The 15,268-nt window shown below is 37.1% G+C and carries 15 protein-coding genes and 1 pseudogene; 2 read left to right on the plus strand and 14 right to left on the minus strand.

Annotation, left to right across the window (positions count from 1 at the left end):
* Positions 1 to 13: 13 nt before the first annotated feature.
* The 9 genes from ACHZK0_RS24440 to ACHZK0_RS24480 form a co-directional block, all read right to left on the minus strand.
* Entirely contained in the window at positions 14 to 964 is a 951-nt protein-coding gene (locus ACHZK0_RS24440) for an L-lactate dehydrogenase (RefSeq protein WP_416241299.1), read from the minus strand.
* A gap of 296 nt (positions 965 to 1,260) precedes the next feature.
* Positions 1,261 to 1,509, minus strand: a complete 249-nt coding sequence (locus ACHZK0_RS24445) for a spore coat protein (protein ID WP_001002992.1) — start codon at positions 1,507 to 1,509, stop codon at positions 1,261 to 1,263.
* Between the two features lie 13 nt (positions 1,510 to 1,522).
* Positions 1,523 to 1,708, minus strand: a complete 186-nt coding sequence (locus tag ACHZK0_RS24450; RefSeq protein ID WP_001180553.1) for a hypothetical protein — start codon at positions 1,706 to 1,708, stop codon at positions 1,523 to 1,525.
* A gap of 146 nt (positions 1,709 to 1,854) precedes the next feature.
* Complete coding sequence (locus tag ACHZK0_RS24455) at positions 1,855 to 2,568, minus strand: CPBP family intramembrane glutamic endopeptidase (protein ID WP_262741050.1); 714 nt, start codon at positions 2,566 to 2,568, stop codon at positions 1,855 to 1,857.
* Between the two features lie 464 nt (positions 2,569 to 3,032).
* On the minus strand, positions 3,033 to 3,581 hold the full coding sequence (locus ACHZK0_RS24460; protein WP_088307958.1) for a TetR/AcrR family transcriptional regulator: 549 nt from the start codon (positions 3,579 to 3,581) through the stop codon (positions 3,033 to 3,035).
* Positions 3,582 to 3,584: 3 nt separating this feature from the next.
* Positions 3,585 to 4,307: an MBL fold metallo-hydrolase gene (locus tag ACHZK0_RS24465; RefSeq protein WP_262741051.1), complete on the minus strand. Its 723-nt coding sequence runs from the start codon at positions 4,305 to 4,307 to the stop codon at positions 3,585 to 3,587.
* 139 nt (positions 4,308 to 4,446) lie between these two features.
* Entirely contained in the window at positions 4,447 to 6,249 is a 1,803-nt protein-coding gene (locus ACHZK0_RS24470) for an acyl-CoA dehydrogenase family protein (RefSeq protein WP_002019643.1), read from the minus strand.
* A 185-nt stretch (positions 6,250 to 6,434) separates the two neighbouring features.
* Positions 6,435 to 7,607 (minus strand): acetyl-CoA C-acetyltransferase, encoded by a 1,173-nt coding sequence (locus ACHZK0_RS24475; protein ID WP_001206343.1) that lies wholly within the window; start codon positions 7,605 to 7,607, stop codon positions 6,435 to 6,437.
* A gap of 21 nt (positions 7,608 to 7,628) precedes the next feature.
* Complete coding sequence (locus tag ACHZK0_RS24480) at positions 7,629 to 10,010, minus strand: 3-hydroxyacyl-CoA dehydrogenase/enoyl-CoA hydratase family protein (protein WP_270340948.1); 2,382 nt, start codon at positions 10,008 to 10,010, stop codon at positions 7,629 to 7,631.
* A 237-nt stretch (positions 10,011 to 10,247) separates the two neighbouring features.
* On the opposite strand from ACHZK0_RS24480, the gene ACHZK0_RS24485 reads away from it, so the two are divergent.
* Together ACHZK0_RS24485 and ACHZK0_RS24490 are read left to right on the plus strand one after the other, a co-directional pair.
* Positions 10,248 to 10,394 carry a YuzL family protein gene (locus tag ACHZK0_RS24485; RefSeq protein ID WP_001096344.1) on the plus strand — a complete coding sequence of 49 codons (147 nt, stop codon included), beginning with the start codon at positions 10,248 to 10,250 and terminating at the stop codon, positions 10,392 to 10,394.
* A gap of 97 nt (positions 10,395 to 10,491) precedes the next feature.
* Complete coding sequence (locus ACHZK0_RS24490) at positions 10,492 to 11,331, plus strand: D-alanyl-D-alanine carboxypeptidase family protein (protein ID WP_000831469.1); 840 nt, start codon at positions 10,492 to 10,494, stop codon at positions 11,329 to 11,331.
* A gap of 22 nt (positions 11,332 to 11,353) precedes the next feature.
* Here ACHZK0_RS24490 and ACHZK0_RS24495 read toward each other — a convergent pair whose 3' ends face one another.
* The 5 genes and pseudogenes from ACHZK0_RS24495 to ACHZK0_RS26830 form a co-directional block, all read right to left on the minus strand.
* Entirely contained in the window at positions 11,354 to 12,271 is a 918-nt protein-coding gene (locus ACHZK0_RS24495; protein WP_000436767.1) for a proline dehydrogenase family protein, read from the minus strand.
* A gap of 311 nt (positions 12,272 to 12,582) precedes the next feature.
* The gene (locus ACHZK0_RS24500; RefSeq protein WP_001290586.1) at positions 12,583 to 12,828 is read right to left on the minus strand and encodes a YusU family protein; all 246 of its coding nucleotides are present in this window, start codon (positions 12,826 to 12,828) and stop codon (positions 12,583 to 12,585) included.
* Between the two features lie 48 nt (positions 12,829 to 12,876).
* Positions 12,877 to 13,179 (minus strand): MTH1187 family thiamine-binding protein, encoded by a 303-nt coding sequence (locus ACHZK0_RS24505; RefSeq protein ID WP_001018860.1) that lies wholly within the window; start codon positions 13,177 to 13,179, stop codon positions 12,877 to 12,879.
* Between the two features lie 78 nt (positions 13,180 to 13,257).
* Positions 13,258 to 14,211, minus strand: a complete 954-nt coding sequence (locus ACHZK0_RS26825; protein WP_416351279.1) for a methyl-accepting chemotaxis protein — start codon at positions 14,209 to 14,211, stop codon at positions 13,258 to 13,260.
* Positions 14,206 to 15,258 (minus strand): annotated as a pseudogene (locus tag ACHZK0_RS26830) (cache domain-containing protein); the annotation flags it as partial. The gene ACHZK0_RS26825 and the pseudogene ACHZK0_RS26830, both read right to left, overlap by 6 nt.
* Positions 15,259 to 15,268: the final 10 nt, after the last annotated feature.

Consider the following 15,268-nt stretch of genomic DNA (forward strand, 5'->3'; position numbering starts at 1 on the left):
CTTCTCCTATAAGTTAGTAACCAATTGTTTTCATATAATCACGTAAAATATCGTTTGATTTTGCGAATCGAGATTCTTCATCCTCTGTTAAATTTAGTTCTACAACTTCTTTCATACCATCTCTAGTAATAATAGCTGGCACTCCTGTACAAATATCATACTCACCGTACTCACCATCTAAAATGGCTGATACAGCAATGACACGGTGATCATCGTTAAAGATCGAACTCGCAATATATGCTAGAGAATTTCCGATTCCGTAATAAGTAGTTCCTTTACGCTTATAAATTTCCCATCCAGCTTTTGCAGTCTTCTCAACAATTTCATCTAAATCTATTTCACCAAATCGTTCTTTTTGTTCCTCTAAAATTTGTAGAATCGGCTTTCCACCAACAGTTACGTGAGACCAAGCAACCATTTGAGAATCACCATGTTCTCCTAATGAATACCCATGAATACTACGAGGGTCTACATGTAACATTTCAGACAGAATTGTTCTTAAGCGAGAAGAATCTAGTGATGTACCAGTACCGATCACACGATTTCTAGGTAATCCAGATAATTTCCACACTTGATACGTAATAATATCAACTGGGTTCGATGCAAGTAAGAAAATACCGTCAAATCCACTTTCCATTACGCCGCCAACAATACTTTCCATAATCTTCGCACTCGCTCCTAAAGTATCTAAGCGACTTTGTCCAGGCTTTGGTGCCGGTCCCGCTGTAATAATAACGATATCCATATCTTTGCAGTCTTCATAGCTTCCTGCATATACTTTTGTTCTTGTATTTGTAAAGTTAATGCAGTGTGATAAATCCATTGCTTCCCCAACTGCACGTTCATGATTTATATCAATTAATAATAGCTCTTCACAAATGCCTTGATTCACAATGGAATATGCACAACTTGATCCAACTAATCCAGTACCGATAATTGCAATTTTTCTTGTATTTCGTTTCATAGCAATCTCTCCTAATTGATCATATAATCTATTTCTTTTGTTCTTTACACTCCTAATTATAGAGATTCCCACGATATAAACCATGGATACTTTGTGAAATATTGAACAAACTTTTGTCCTTTTTGTGAATTGTTATATTCCATTTTCGTCATATTTGTTACAACTAGAAAAATATTTATTATATATTTATTGACATATATAAAGTAAAACTTTAATCAGTGGGGTTTTACCGCCCAGTAAATAACGGGACAAAACAAAAAACGAGCGACTTCATTCGCCCGTTTTTTGTCATCCCATTATTCCGCACTTAATTGGCTTTTTAATTGCTGGACAATCATTGGATTCGCAGGTGCAGCTGGTTTATAATAACTTTTTTGCTTTGCGTACTCATACATATTACGTTGACGCATCTCATCTTGATTACGAATTTGAATTAACGTTTGATGTAACTGTTCGTTATCAGACTGAGAAATATAATTTGCATAACTTGTTAAACTTGCATTTAACCCTGCTAAATAATCATTTACCATATCTTTTTCATTCATCTGTCGCTTCCTCCTATCCTAGGAAAGTCATTAATTGCTGTTTCGTATTTCGTGCATCTTGTGCATCCTTTTGTAGCATTTGTTTCAACTCTGGATCTGTACACGTCTGTGCATACTGTTCCAACTTGTTAATAATTGTTGCGTGTCCACCGATTAAATGACGTAAGTTTTCTACTTCAAGCTCTGTTAAGTTTTGCATAGAATACTCCTACCTTTCTTTGTTCGTTCACTGTTAGTATTTAGCTATTTTTTGATTGTATGCATGAATTAACTTTTTCACGTGCATACAAAATAAAAGATGAATAGCTAAGCCATTCATCTTTTATACTGGTTATGTATTCAATTTTATAGAGATACAATCATACTTATACTCACAAGTGAGTTCCATACAATGTGTAAAATAATACTAGGTATAATAGATTGCGTCTTTTTGTATAACATAGCCAATACAATCCCCATAATCGTTGCTGTAATTAGAAGACCTCCATGAAGAATCCCAAAAATAAAGGAAGAAATAATAATACCAACTAAAAAATTATATTTCCTTTCTAGAAATCGATATAAAATACCTCGAAATAGAATTTCTTCTTTAACCGGTGTAATTATAGCAACACTTAACACATATATAATACTTTGTATGCTATTTTGAAGGCTTAAACTTCCTAATTGTTCCTTTTGTTCTGCTGCACTTTCAAAACTAAACACATGTAACATTAAATATTGTGATACTGCAATGATAATAAAACCAATTAATAGATATAAATATGTCTTCCCACTCTTCAAAACGGATAAATCCCAAATAGATTTAATAAAATGAAGAACCGGTTTATAAGCTAATAAAACGATAGCAACAACAGATGCATCGAATAAGAGCAAATAATATCCTTCTAATTTAGTACTTAATGCTTCTTCTCCATAAATCCCAAAGGCTAAACCAAGGAATAATCCTCCTAGGAGTGAAATCCCTATAATCATTGCTATCATTACAAATAGGTTTTTATATGTTATATTCTCTATTTCTCTTTCCACACTATACGCTTCTAACACTGTTTTACTCACAGTATCCCTCCAGTTATTCTCATTTATATCATTAAAATCCTTTAATTTAAATATAAAGATAATATAACAAATTTTACAAAAAGAATAATATGCAATTTTACATATTATGAAAGCTTTGCATTCTATAGTTTTAGGAATCAAATTGCTATACAATAATTATTGTATAAAATTTCAAAAAAGACCTTCTATCCACCATAGCCCTCGTATCATATAAAACTGATTAGTTAAAGGAGCAATGAACATGAAAACACATGACTTCCTTACAGAAATCCAGAAGGGTTCTGAGCCTAGTCCCTATCAAGATCCTATCGCATTCAGTTTCGTTTGCTTTTTCTTAGCCATATACACCTTTTTCAAACCTGCAAGATGATATCCTTTAACGAGAAAAGGCCTACCGTTCTTTTGAAATCATATGCACTAAAAAACCTTAGAATCGCTTCTAAGGTTTTTGTTTGTCTCGCTTCTTATTCACGTAATCCTTTAATAAACGTTTCCAATAATACATGTAAACTTGTATCTAAATCTAATGGCAGACCAAATCCACCTTGCTGTTCAATTGAAGCAAATCCATGACAAATACTTCTGAATCCACGTGTCGCATGAAGTGCATTCTCTCCTTCTAATCCGTACTGCTGTAAAGCCTGAAGACAAAGCTTTACAATTCCGTCACCAGCTTTTCTTACTTCTTCATCTCGTAAAAAAGTTGCTTCATACAGTCCAGGATGTTTGCGTACGAATGCTACATATGCTTTTCCTAAAGCATGAATTGCTTCGTCCATACGTTTACCCTCAGCAGCTTCTTCCAGTCTGTTATACAGCTGTTCGATTCCGTAAATACCAAGATTTTTCCGTACATCTTGTAAACCTTTTACATGATTGTATAGCGAGGGTGAACGTACCCCTAATGTTTGCGCTAATGAAGCTAACGTTACTTCTTGTATTCCATTTGCATCCGCAATTTCTGCTGCTGTTTCTACAATTTTCTGTAATGTAAGTCCGATTCTCGGTGACATCAATTACCCCTCTTTTCTACTTTCTATATTTTGCTTAGCTTCCTTAATAGCACGTTTTATGACAGTGCCTGGATTCTTTATCATTTTCCCATGTCCTGCCGCAAGCAAGGAAGGCTCATATTCGCTTAACTTCTCTGCACTTTGTAATGATATTTCTTTGCTCCACGTTGCCATCGCAGGAAACGGAAACCAAAATTTCATTTGTCCCGAAACAGCCATACCGCCTCTTGTTTGGAATGCATCCCCGACAATAAGAGCTTTATTCCGTACATCAAGAAACGACATGGAGCCTGGCGTATGTCCCGGTGTCATAATCGCAAGAAGCGATCCAACTCGGTCGCCATCTTCCAATAACACATCAGGTACCGTTTTTACTTTTTTAGGTACACCACCTTTTATCGGTATACTTGGTTCATCCTTTTGTAACGTCGTATCTCCTTCTAACAGCTTTGCGTCCCGCTTAGAAATATAGACTGGAACATTAGGAAGTACTTCCTTTAATGCGTCTAATGCACCGATGTGATCATCATGCGCATGTGTTAATACAATCTTAGTAATGGGTTTCCCTATGTTCTCAGCCGCCTGTAAAATACCTTTTGCGCTATATGGCAAAGCCGCATCAATTAAAGTTAAACCATCTTCTTCCTCCACAAAGTAACAATTCACTGGAAACACTCTTGGCAAAAATGACAATTGATATACCGTTTTTTCATGTATCATTCTCATATTTCCATCTCCCTTTTCACGAAAACTAATACCATTAGTTTTATTGTACTAATGGTATTAGTTTTGTGCCACTAAAAATTTCATTTTTACAAAAAAAAAGAAAAGTAGCCGTTTATACGACTACTTTTCTTTACAGCTATTAAACTGTGTAACGCTCATCTTCTAAAATTTTCGCAGCGATTTCACGTTTTTTCGGAATTACGTTAAGTGGTGTGTGGCGAGTTAATTTACGTAATGATGATAACATCATGCGTAGCATGTCGCCGTTTTCAACTGCGATAAGTGTTTCTTTCGCATCTGCTTCGATTTCGTTGAATGCTTCTTGGCAGAATACTTCAGTGTATAACACTTTTTGTTTATTCTTTTCAAGACCAGTTGTTTTAATCGCTTTTTCTGTACGAAGAACAGCTGACTCCATTGCGTATAGGTTGCTTACGATGTCAGCGATATTCACAAGAATTTCTTGCTCTTTATCTAATGCTTTACCGTATTTTTGAGCAGCTAATCCAGCTACCATTAAGCCGATTTTCTTCGCGTTAGTTACTAAATATTTTTGAAGTGCTAATGGCTCATCGCCTACTTCTTCTGGCATCATCATCATTAACTCTTCTTGTAATTTTTGTGCTTTTTGAAGAAGTGGTAATTCACCTTTCATCGCTTTACGTAAGAACGTACCTGGTACGATTAGGCGGTTAATTTCGTTCGTTCCTTCGAAAATACGGTTAATACGAGAATCGCGGTACATTCTTTCAATCTCGTACTCTGCCATAAATCCGTAACCACCGTGAATTTGAACACCTTCATCTACTGTATAATCTAATACTTCAGAACCGAATACTTTATTTAAAGAGCACTCGATTGCATATTCAGCGATAGAAGCTGCTACTGCTTTACCGTCCTTTACTTCTTCTTCAGATAATGTGCTCATGCGGCTTTCAAATAAACCTACTGTACGGTATACAGAGCTTTCAGCTGCATATGTTTTTGCTGCCATATTCGCAAGTTTCTCTTGAATTAATGGGAAGCGAGCGATTGGTTGTTTGAACTGTTGACGTTGGTTTGCATATTGTGCTGAAATTTCTACTGCACGTTTCGCAGATCCAACTGTACCAACACCTAATTTATAACGGCCGATATTTAAAATGTTGAACGCGATAATATGACCTTTACCGATTTCACCAAGTAAGTTTTCTTTCGGTACTAATGCATCTTCTAAAATTAACGTACGAGTTGAAGAACATTTAATACCCATTTTCTTCTCTTCTGGGCTTGTAGATACGCCAGCATATTCTTTCTCTACGATAAATGCTGAGAAGTGCTCTCCATCAATTTTTGCATATACGATAAATACGTCAGCGAATGCGGAGTTTGTAATCCATTGCTTTTCACCATTTAATACGTAATGTGTACCTTCTGCATTTAAACGTGCAGTTGTTTTTGCACCTAATGCATCAGATCCTGAACCTGGCTCAGTTAATGCGTATGCAGCTAATTTTTCACCAGTTGCAAGTAATGGTAAATACTTTTTCTTTTGCTCTTCGTTACCGAATAATACGATTGGTAAAGATCCGATACCTACGTGAGCACCGTGAGTAATTGCAAAACCACCAGCGCGAGAGAATTTCTCTGCGATTAACGCCGAGCTTACTTTATCAAGGCCAATTCCGCCGTACTCTTCTGGTACGTCAGCGCCTAATAAACCAAGTTCCCCGGCTTCTTTTAAAAGACGAACAGAACGATCAAACTCATGTTGCTCTAAATATTCAAGCTCTGGAAGAACTTCATTTACGATAAAGTCCTCTGTCGTTTTCGCAATCATTTTATGCTCAGATGAAAAATCTTCTGGCGTAAACACTTGATCAATCGTAATCTCATCAACTAAAAAGCTACCGCCTTTAACCGCACTTCCTACTGTTTTTTCCATGAAAATTTCCTCCTTCATATTTTCATGAGCCGCTTCTTTCATTTTGAAAGAAGCTAGCTCTCCCGTTTATTTTTTATAAACCTTTGTTGCTTCCATTCTTTATAATCTAGTTCCGGTGGCTTCACTTCTTCCTGTGAGGCAAAGAGTGCCTCTTCGTCTGAAGCTCCATCCCCCTCACATTCTGAGCGAGCCACTTCCACTTTTTATAGTAATTCAAACACTCCTGCTGCTCCCATTCCGCCGCCGATACACATTGTTACGATACCGAATTGTTGGTTGCGGCGTTTCATTTCGTGAATAAGAGATAGTGTTAGTTTTGCTCCTGTACAGCCAAGTGGATGTCCAAGTGCGATTGCACCACCGTTTACGTTTACTTTTTCTTCATCTAAACCAAGTTCACGAATAACTTGGATCGATTGAGAAGCGAATGCTTCGTTTAGTTCGAACAAGCCAATATCAGATAGCTCTAAGCCAGCTAATTTTAACGCCTTTGGAATTGCTGCGATTGGGCCGATTCCCATTACTTCTGGTGGTACGCCAGCTACTGCAAATGAACGGAATTTCGCTAGTGGCTTCATGCCATCACTCACTGCTTTTTCACGATCCATTAATAGTACAGATGCTGCACCGTCACTCATTTGTGAAGAGTTACCAGCTGTTACAGAACCGCGAACGTTAAATGCTGGACGTAATTTACCTAAAATGTCTAGCGTCGTTTCTGCTCTTACACCTTCGTCTTGTGCGAAAATGATTGTTTCTTCTTGCAGTTTATTGTTTGATCCAACAGTACGTAACGTTACATCTACAGATACTGTTTCATCAGCAAAATTCCCTGCAGCTAATGCTTTCGCAGCACGTTGATGACTTCTTACTGCAAATGCATCTTGCTCTTCGCGTGAAATTCCATATTTCACAGCAACTTGCTCTGCTGTATGTCCCATACCCATATAATATTCTGGCGCTGCTTCTACAAGGCGACTATTCGGACGAACAACGTGTCCCATCATTGGAACTAAACTCATTGATTCCGCTCCGCCTGATAATACAGCTTCCGAGTGACCAAGCATAATACGCTCTGCTCCGTAAGCGATACTTTGTAAACCTGAAGAACAGTAACGGTTAATCGTAATAGCTGGAACATCGTAAGAAAGTCCTGCTAATCCGCCGATATTACGAGCCATATTTAAACCTTGCTCTGCTTCTGGCATCGCACAACCGAAAATTAAATCATCGATTGGTCCTTCATAATTCGCACGCTTTAACGTTTCTTTTACTACTAACGCCCCTAGATCGTCAGGACGAACTGTTTTTAATGAACCCCTCTTTGCTTTTCCAATTGGTGTTCTTGCTCCCGCAACAATGACAGCTTCTCTCATGAACGATATCTCCCCTCGTTATTAGTTACGTAATGGCTTTCCTTTTACAAGCATGTGCTGCATTCTTGCTTGTGATTTCATCTCACTTACTAAGCTAATAAATGCTTCACGTTCTACATCTAATAAATACTGCTCATCAACTTCTGTTCCGTACGGTACTTTTCCGCCCGCAATGACATATGCAAGTTTCTTCGCAATGTGAAGATCATGTTCAGAAATGTAACCTGATAAATGCATTGCTTCTGCACCAAGTACAAGCGTTGCATAGCCTGTTTCACCAACAACTGGTATCTTTTTGCGAATCGGTGCTTTATAACCCGCTTCATATAAAGAAAGTGCTTTTTGTTTCGCATCATATAGTAAGTGATCACCATTCACACTAATACCGTCTTTATCGCCTAAGAAGTTGTTCGATACAGCTTCTTGTGCTGATGTAGAAACTTTCGCCATCGCTACAGATTCGAATACTTTATTCGCAACTTTTTGCAGATCAAACTCTACACCGTTTGGCATTTTATTTAAGTGTTTAATGTATAGCTCTTTATTACCGCCTCCGCCAGGGATTAGGCCAACACCAACTTCTACTAAGCCCATATACGTTTCACTAGAAGCTTGAATGCTCGCTGCTGGTAAGCAAACTTCTGTACCTCCGCCAAGCGTCATACCGTATGGAGCTGCTACAACTGGCTTAGAAGAGTATTTAATTTTCGTCATTGCATCTTGGAAGTTTTTCACAACCCACTCAATTTCAAAGTAGTTGTCATCTTGTGCTTCCATTAAGATCATTGCTAAGTTCGCACCAACGCAGAAGTTCTTCGATTGGTTACCGATAACAAGACCTTTATAATTCTTTTCTACTTCATCAACAGCGTAGTTAATCATTTGCGTAATATCCATACCAATTGCATTGCTCTTCGAATGGAATTCTAAGCAAAGGATGCCGTCACCTAAATCAATTAAGCTCGCTCCGCTATTTTTCTTTAATACACCATTTTTCGCTTTTAATTGTTTAAGAGAAATTGCCTTTTTATTACGTTCGATTAGCTTATACTCGCCATTATCGTAATAGTAGCTATCTCCGTTATCATGTTTGTAGAAAGTAGTGAAACCTTTCTCTACCATTTCTTTCACCCAAGTCGGAACAACTACGCCGTTTTCTTCCATCTTTTGAACGGACTTTTCAACGCCGATTGCATCCCAAACTTCAAATGGTCCTTGCTCCCAGCCGAAGCCCCACTTCATCGCTTGGTCAATTGCAACAATATCGTCAGCAATTTCTTTATGAAGTTTTGCAGAGTATAAAAGAGTCGGTGTAATGATGTTCCATAACAACTCTCCAGCGCGGTCTTTCGCGTATACAAGCGCTTTCAATTTATTCGATAAACCTTTTTCTTGTTTACTTAACTCGATAGATGCAGCTTTTAATTTTTTGCGTGCTTCATATTCCATCGTTTCAGGATTTAATTCTAAAATTTCTTTTCCTTGTTTTAAGAAGAAGCCTTGACCTGTCTTGCTTCCAAGCCATTTTTTATCAAGCATGTCATGCATGAAAGCTGGTACTTTAAATACATCACGCTCTTCTTCTTGTACGTTTTCATATACGTTATTTGCAACGTGTACGAATGTATCTAGACCAACAACATCTAATGTACGGAACGTTGCGCTCTTCGGACGACCAATAAGTGGGCCTGTTACAGAATCAACTTCCCCAATGCTATAGCCGCGTTTTATCATCTCTTGAAGAGTTACTAATAAACCGTACGTACCGATGCGGTTTCCAATAAAGTTTGGTGTGTCTTTTGCGATAACAACGCCTTTTCCAAGAACGTCTTCGCCAAATAGTTTCATGAAGCTTAATACTTGTGGATCTGTTTCTTTCGTCGGTATTACCTCTAGAAGTTTTAAATATCGTGGTGGGTTAAAAAAGTGTGTACCTAAGAAGTGTTTCTGGAAGTCGTCTGAACGACCTTCTGCCATTTTTTCTACTGAAATGCCTGACGTATTCGAGCTTACAATAGAACCCGGTTTACGAACAGCATCTACTTTTTCAAATAGTTTCTTTTTAATATCTAAGTTTTCAACTACTACTTCAATAATCCAATCAACATCAGCTAGACGCTCAAGATCATCTTCTAAGTTACCTGCTTCAATCAGTGCTAGATTTCCTTTCACTGTCAGAGGAGCTGGTTTTTGCTTTAATAGTTTTTGTACAGCCGTATTACTAAAACGATTTCTCACACTTTTATGTTCTAATGTAAGTCCCTTCGCTTCCTCTTCTTTTGTTAGCGCAGGTGGTACAATATCAAGCAATAATGTCGGAATACCAATATTAGCTAAGTGTGCCGCAATCCCCGAACCCATTACGCCTGAACCTAGAACAGCAGCCTTTTTAATTTGGAACATCCAATTCTCCCCCTATTCTTGAATGAATGCTCATTCAATTTTTCGACATAAGTCGCAATCAATGAGTGAGCCTCTACTAATAAATATATGATACAGTTTGAATTTTCGCAATATATTTATTGATAAAATTTTCTGAAATAAATACTTTTCTTTTATTTGCCCATGCTATATGTATGTATTTTCTTCACTCAAATACACTTTTCCTTTTTATAATCTGACGAAACTGGAGGAATATATATGGCAAAACTTAAGAAGAACCCTTCAAAAGCTGGAATTAGCGCAGCAAGTGTAACTGGAAATGCAGGTCCGCATAATCACGGTGTGGAAAAGGGCCGTCAAGGTAATAACCAACAATACAAGAAGCATAATATGGGCGAAAAATAACGGTATATTTTTGGGCAGAAAACGTGGCATAATGGGTAATGGCTGCTTTTTCTGCCCAATTTATTTGTACATATGGAAAACAAAAGAGGGAACGATGATGAAACGAACAATAGTTATGATTGTAATGATTGCTACACTATTTACAGGGATGATTTTCTTCTCTTACGCACAAAGACAACAAGCTGTAAGAGCCGATCAACCTAGCATCACTGGACAATACGCCATTACAATCGATGCGGACACAGGTGAAATTTTGTATGGAAAACGAGAAGACGAACGCTCTTATCCGGCTAGTATAGCCAAAATGATGACAACCCTTCTTTTACTAGAGAATGTAAAAGAAGATGAAGAAATTACAATTACAGAGAACGCAATTAAAACAGAAAGTCAAAGTAAGAAAATTAAACTTCGTGCTGGGGAAAAGTTAAAGCGTGATGAGGCATTAAAACTGATGCTTATCATTAGTGCAGATCCAATAGCCGAATCCATCGCAGAACATATCGCAGGATCAAAAAATGAATTTGTAAAAATGATGAATGCTAGAGCGAAGGAACTTGGTACAAAGCATGCGACTTTCAAAAATGCAAGTGGCGCTGATGCACTCGGAAATAAAGTATCACCATATGACATTGCTATGATTACGAAAGAAGCATTAAAGTACCCAGTTGTTTTAGAATATATGAATTCAACACGTACAACTCTACATACTTCAGAACGCTCTCCAAACATCGCAAACTATGGACGAGAAGAACTATATGACGATCCATATGCAATTGGAAGTAAAAGCGGTCTATCAGCACTCGGAAAATATACGGTCGTAACAGTGGATGAAAAAGACGGTAAACGCGTCATTAATGTTGTATTATCTTCTACTCGCACGCAACTATATCCTGATACGAAAAAAATGGCACATTACGCATTTCAGCAATTAAAATAACCAAGGAGTATTTTCTCCTTGGTTATTTTTTAACCATACCTTTTAATACGAACGCAACGTTTGCTGGACGCTCTGCTAGACGACGCATGAAGTAGCCATACCAGTCGTTTCCATAAGGCACATAAACACGCATCTTGTAACCTTCTTTTACTAGCTCAAGTTGACGCTCATTACGAATACCATATAACATCTGGAATTCAAATTGGTCTCTTGGAATATTGTGTTCTTCGGCAAGTTTTTTCGTATATTCAATAATCGCTTCGTCATGTGAAGCAATTGCAGTATAATTTCCATTTAATAAGTGCATTTTAATAATTTTTTTATAGTTATCATCTACATCTTTCTTATCCGGGAACGCTACCTCTTCAGGTTCTTTATAAGCTCCTTTTACAAGACGTAAATTCGGACTATAAGCATTTAATTCTTCCATATCTTTTTCTGTACGATATAAATAAGCTTGAATAACTGTACCAATATTATCGTATTCAGATTTTAGCTGTTTAAAGATCTCAATCGTCTTTCCGCAGCGTGTATAGTCTTCCATATCAATTGTAATAAACACACCATTTTCTTTTCCAGCTTCTAAAATACGGCGCATATTGTTCATTACGATTTCATCAGAGATATCTAATCCCATAGAAGTCATTTTTAAAGAAAGCTGTGAATTAAGACCTTCTCTTCCAATTGCACGAATCGCTTCAATCGATTCGCTAGCCATTTCATTTGCTTCCGCTTCGTTATCAACGAATTCACCTAAATAATCGATCGTTACACAAAGACCTTGCTTATTTAATGCTTTAATTGCAGCTGTCGCTAATTCAATCGTTTCCCCTGCGACAAAGCGACCTGCACCAAAGCGTAAACCGTACTTTTTAGCCAGTTTTGTTAGCGCTTTATTTTTTGACAAGAAAAGAAACGAATTTCGCATTAATTGTTCCATGTAATTCACCCCTATGACTGTGATTTATCTGTTTTTTACCCCTCTTCAAAATTATATCATTGTTTAAAATTATTGGATACAAATAATTATTTAGATAATTTATAAAATACTATAAAAACATTTAAAACCCTATATTTCCGCTTATAAATATGTAGGAAATATTTTTCGACATTTAGAAAAAACGAATTTACTAGGCACAAAATAAGCATGTCGAAAATATTCGACATGCTTATTAAACCCTTTATATTCCATGTAAATTATATAAGGATATTAATACAGAAAACTTGAGATTATATTTACCTCAAATTTTTTTATTGCTCATTTCTCTTCTCTTCATTCAGCCTTTTAATATCTGTAATTAACTGTACCATCTCTTCTTTCGCATCAGGGTAAGTCTCATTCCAATGCTTCACTAAAGCTGGCATCGTCTTTGCTATGTAAGAATACAGCGCCCACTTCTGCACCTGTTCTTTTCTCTCATCATTGCTCTCTCCAAGTAATAGCTCCGTGTATTTCTCTAACAACCCATCAAATTGTTCGTTAAACTTTTCACTCATTTTATCTACCTCCTATATGAAAAAAGCAGCGAAGATCGCTGCTTTTTCTTATAATTTTGATCGAACAGAATTTAATTTCTTCTCCATTGTGCTTACTTTGTCACGACGATCATCGATACGAATTGTTGTCGCAACGCGCTGTGCACCTTTCGTATATGGAACTTCATGCATTTGTTGAATAACTTCTAGAATGACAGGAAGATCTCCTTCAATAATTGTATTCATTGGTGTTAATTGATATTTCACGCGATCTGCATTTTTCTCTAACACCTTTTGTACTTCTGCTACATATTCACTAACACTTGGATTACCCGTTCCTACTGGAATAATCGATACGTCAACAATTGCCATAGTAGTCTTCCTCCTATTACTTGCTTCTTATATATCCATTGTCTATTTTACCGAAATACTCATCATTTTACTAATTTGTTATTCCTCTATTTTAAATTGCTCAACTAATCTTTCTAAGTCTCTCATGTGCTCCGTCAAACTTTCCATCGTATGAGCTACCTTTTCTAGATGATTCACTTGAGATTCAGTTGCAGCATTTACCTCTTCCGAAACAGCTGCACTTTCTTGACTCGTACCAGCAATTGTATGCATTACCGCTGTAATTTCTCCTTGCTCGTGACCGATGTTATATACCTCTTCTACAATTTGTTCCACTGAAGTACTAATCGTATTTACAACTGACATAATTGTACGGAATTCCGTTTCTGCCTCTGTCGTAACTTTATTTTGTATATCCGCAATGTCTTTCAACTTACTTACAACTTCTACAACTCGTCTTACCTCTACTTGTACATCACCAATCATCGTCGCAATTTCTACTGTTGCATCTTTTGATTGTTCCGCTAATTTCCGAACTTCTTCAGCAACAACAGCAAATCCTTTACCTTGCTCACCTGCACGCGCCGCCTCGATTGAAGCATTTAAAGCAAGTAAATTCGTTTGATCCGAAATACCTTTTATAAGCTCTACAACATTTTGAATCGATCCAACTCTTTGCTCTAACTTTCCGGAGGCTTCCTCTGTATGAACAACAATCGAAGATGACTGGCCCCTTGTACGAACTAAATTACGCATCGTATGTAATCCTTGCTTAGATGCCTCTTCAGCTTTACCGGCCACTCCTTTTATTTCACCAACCGAGTGATTCATTTGTTCCACTGACTGCGCCATATTCTCGAGCTGCTCTGAAACTTCATCTACACTATTAGCAAGAGTAGACGCTCCTCCGCTCACATCATCCATTGCACCTGATACTTCTCTACTAGCGGCTACAGTTTCATTCGTTAAATAATGTAGATTATTCGTTGATTGCTGCACTGTTGATACACTATTTTTAATTTTGCTTACCATTTCATTCATTTGCTCAACCATATGATTAAAGTGATTCGTCAGCTCTCCAACTTCATCCTTACTTGTCACTTTCATTTGCAACGTTAAATCACCTTCTGCTACTTTTTGAACGTGATTCGTTAATAGTTGCAACGGTCTTGCTAACCTTCTTGAGAACAAGTATGAAGCTATGATTCCAACTAATAAGCTAATACATGCCATTATAAGGACTGTATTTCTCGTACTATTTAATAGCCCATCAATCGTTTCTTTCGGATAAAAAATTCCTATTTTCCATTTCATCAAATCAAATGACTGGCTATAAACAACTACATCTTCACCCTTTAATGTAGTGACAGCATATTTTGTTACCTCTTTATTTAAACTCTTCACAAGTGGCTCTTTCGAAGCATCTTTCCCTATTTTCTCTGGGTAAACAAGAGCCATACTTTTATCATTTATAATAAACATTTCTCCGCCATTATTGTATTGAATATTATGAAGTAACTTCTGAATTGTTCCAAGTGATACATCCATCGCAACAACACCTAATACAGATCCATCTTGAGCTGTAATTGCTTTAGAAACTCCCACGCTTAACTTACCTGTTGCAATTTCATACATAGGTTGTCCCCAGTGAACCTTTTTCACATCAGCTTCTGAGTCTTTATACCATGGTCTTGTCGTTGGATCATATCCTTCTGGCACTTGTCCACCTTCAGCAAGATTGGCACTTAATGTTTTTTTATCTTTCGTACCAATATATAAGTCTAAAATGCCAGGATGATTCTTTTTGTACTCCGAAAACTCTTTCGTCAAAAATGCTTCTTCTTCTGGAGTAACTCCGTCTTGAAGTATATTACGAACCATCTCACTGTTCGCATAATATCCCATATCTTCATCCGTTCTTTGAACAAATGTCGTAAGTTGCTCTGTCACAAGATCCATCGTATTTTGAGAATACTGGTCTAAGGAGCGCACTTCCTTCTCTTTCTGTAATTGATACATAGCTGTACCTAATATTACGAACATCATAGAAATAAGCACCGAAAATACTACCGCAATTTTTAAACGTAAACTTCTTAACATCTTCCCCCAG

This window comes from Bacillus sp. 3G2, from assembly GCF_044324725.1.
GTDB lineage: Bacteria > Bacillota > Bacilli > Bacillales > Bacillaceae_G > Bacillus_A > Bacillus_A mobilis.

What these genes read in the sequence shown, in the direction of transcription:
- ACHZK0_RS24440 (WP_416241299.1), bottom strand. Translation starts at nt 964, where the DNA reads ATGAAACGAAATACAAGAAAAATTGCAATTATCGGTACTGGATTAGTT.
- ACHZK0_RS24445 (WP_001002992.1), bottom strand. Translation starts at nt 1,509, where the DNA reads ATGAATGAAAAAGATATGGTAAATGATTATTTAGCAGGGTTAAATGCA.
- ACHZK0_RS24450 (WP_001180553.1), bottom strand. Translation starts at nt 1,708, where the DNA reads ATGCAAAACTTAACAGAGCTTGAAGTAGAAAACTTACGTCATTTAATC.
- ACHZK0_RS24460 (WP_088307958.1), bottom strand. Translation starts at nt 3,581, where the DNA reads ATGTCACCGAGAATCGGACTTACATTACAGAAAATTGTAGAAACAGCA.
- ACHZK0_RS24465 (WP_262741051.1), bottom strand. Translation starts at nt 4,307, where the DNA reads ATGAGAATGATACATGAAAAAACGGTATATCAATTGTCATTTTTGCCA.
- ACHZK0_RS24470 (WP_002019643.1), bottom strand. Translation starts at nt 6,249, where the DNA reads ATGAAGGAGGAAATTTTCATGGAAAAAACAGTAGGAAGTGCGGTTAAA.
- ACHZK0_RS24475 (WP_001206343.1), bottom strand. Translation starts at nt 7,607, where the DNA reads ATGAGAGAAGCTGTCATTGTTGCGGGAGCAAGAACACCAATTGGAAAA.
- ACHZK0_RS24480 (WP_270340948.1), bottom strand. Translation starts at nt 10,010, where the DNA reads ATGTTCCAAATTAAAAAGGCTGCTGTTCTAGGTTCAGGCGTAATGGGT.
- ACHZK0_RS24485 (WP_001096344.1), top strand. Translation starts at nt 10,248, where the DNA reads ATGGCAAAACTTAAGAAGAACCCTTCAAAAGCTGGAATTAGCGCAGCA.
- ACHZK0_RS24490 (WP_000831469.1), top strand. Translation starts at nt 10,492, where the DNA reads ATGAAACGAACAATAGTTATGATTGTAATGATTGCTACACTATTTACA.
- ACHZK0_RS24495 (WP_000436767.1), bottom strand. Translation starts at nt 12,271, where the DNA reads ATGGAACAATTAATGCGAAATTCGTTTCTTTTCTTGTCAAAAAATAAA.
- ACHZK0_RS24500 (WP_001290586.1), bottom strand. Translation starts at nt 12,828, where the DNA reads ATGAGTGAAAAGTTTAACGAACAATTTGATGGGTTGTTAGAGAAATAC.
- ACHZK0_RS24505 (WP_001018860.1), bottom strand. Translation starts at nt 13,179, where the DNA reads ATGGCAATTGTTGACGTATCGATTATTCCAGTAGGAACGGGTAATCCA.
- ACHZK0_RS26825 (WP_416351279.1), bottom strand. Translation starts at nt 14,211, where the DNA reads ATGGTTGAGCAAATGAATGAAATGGTAAGCAAAATTAAAAATAGTGTA.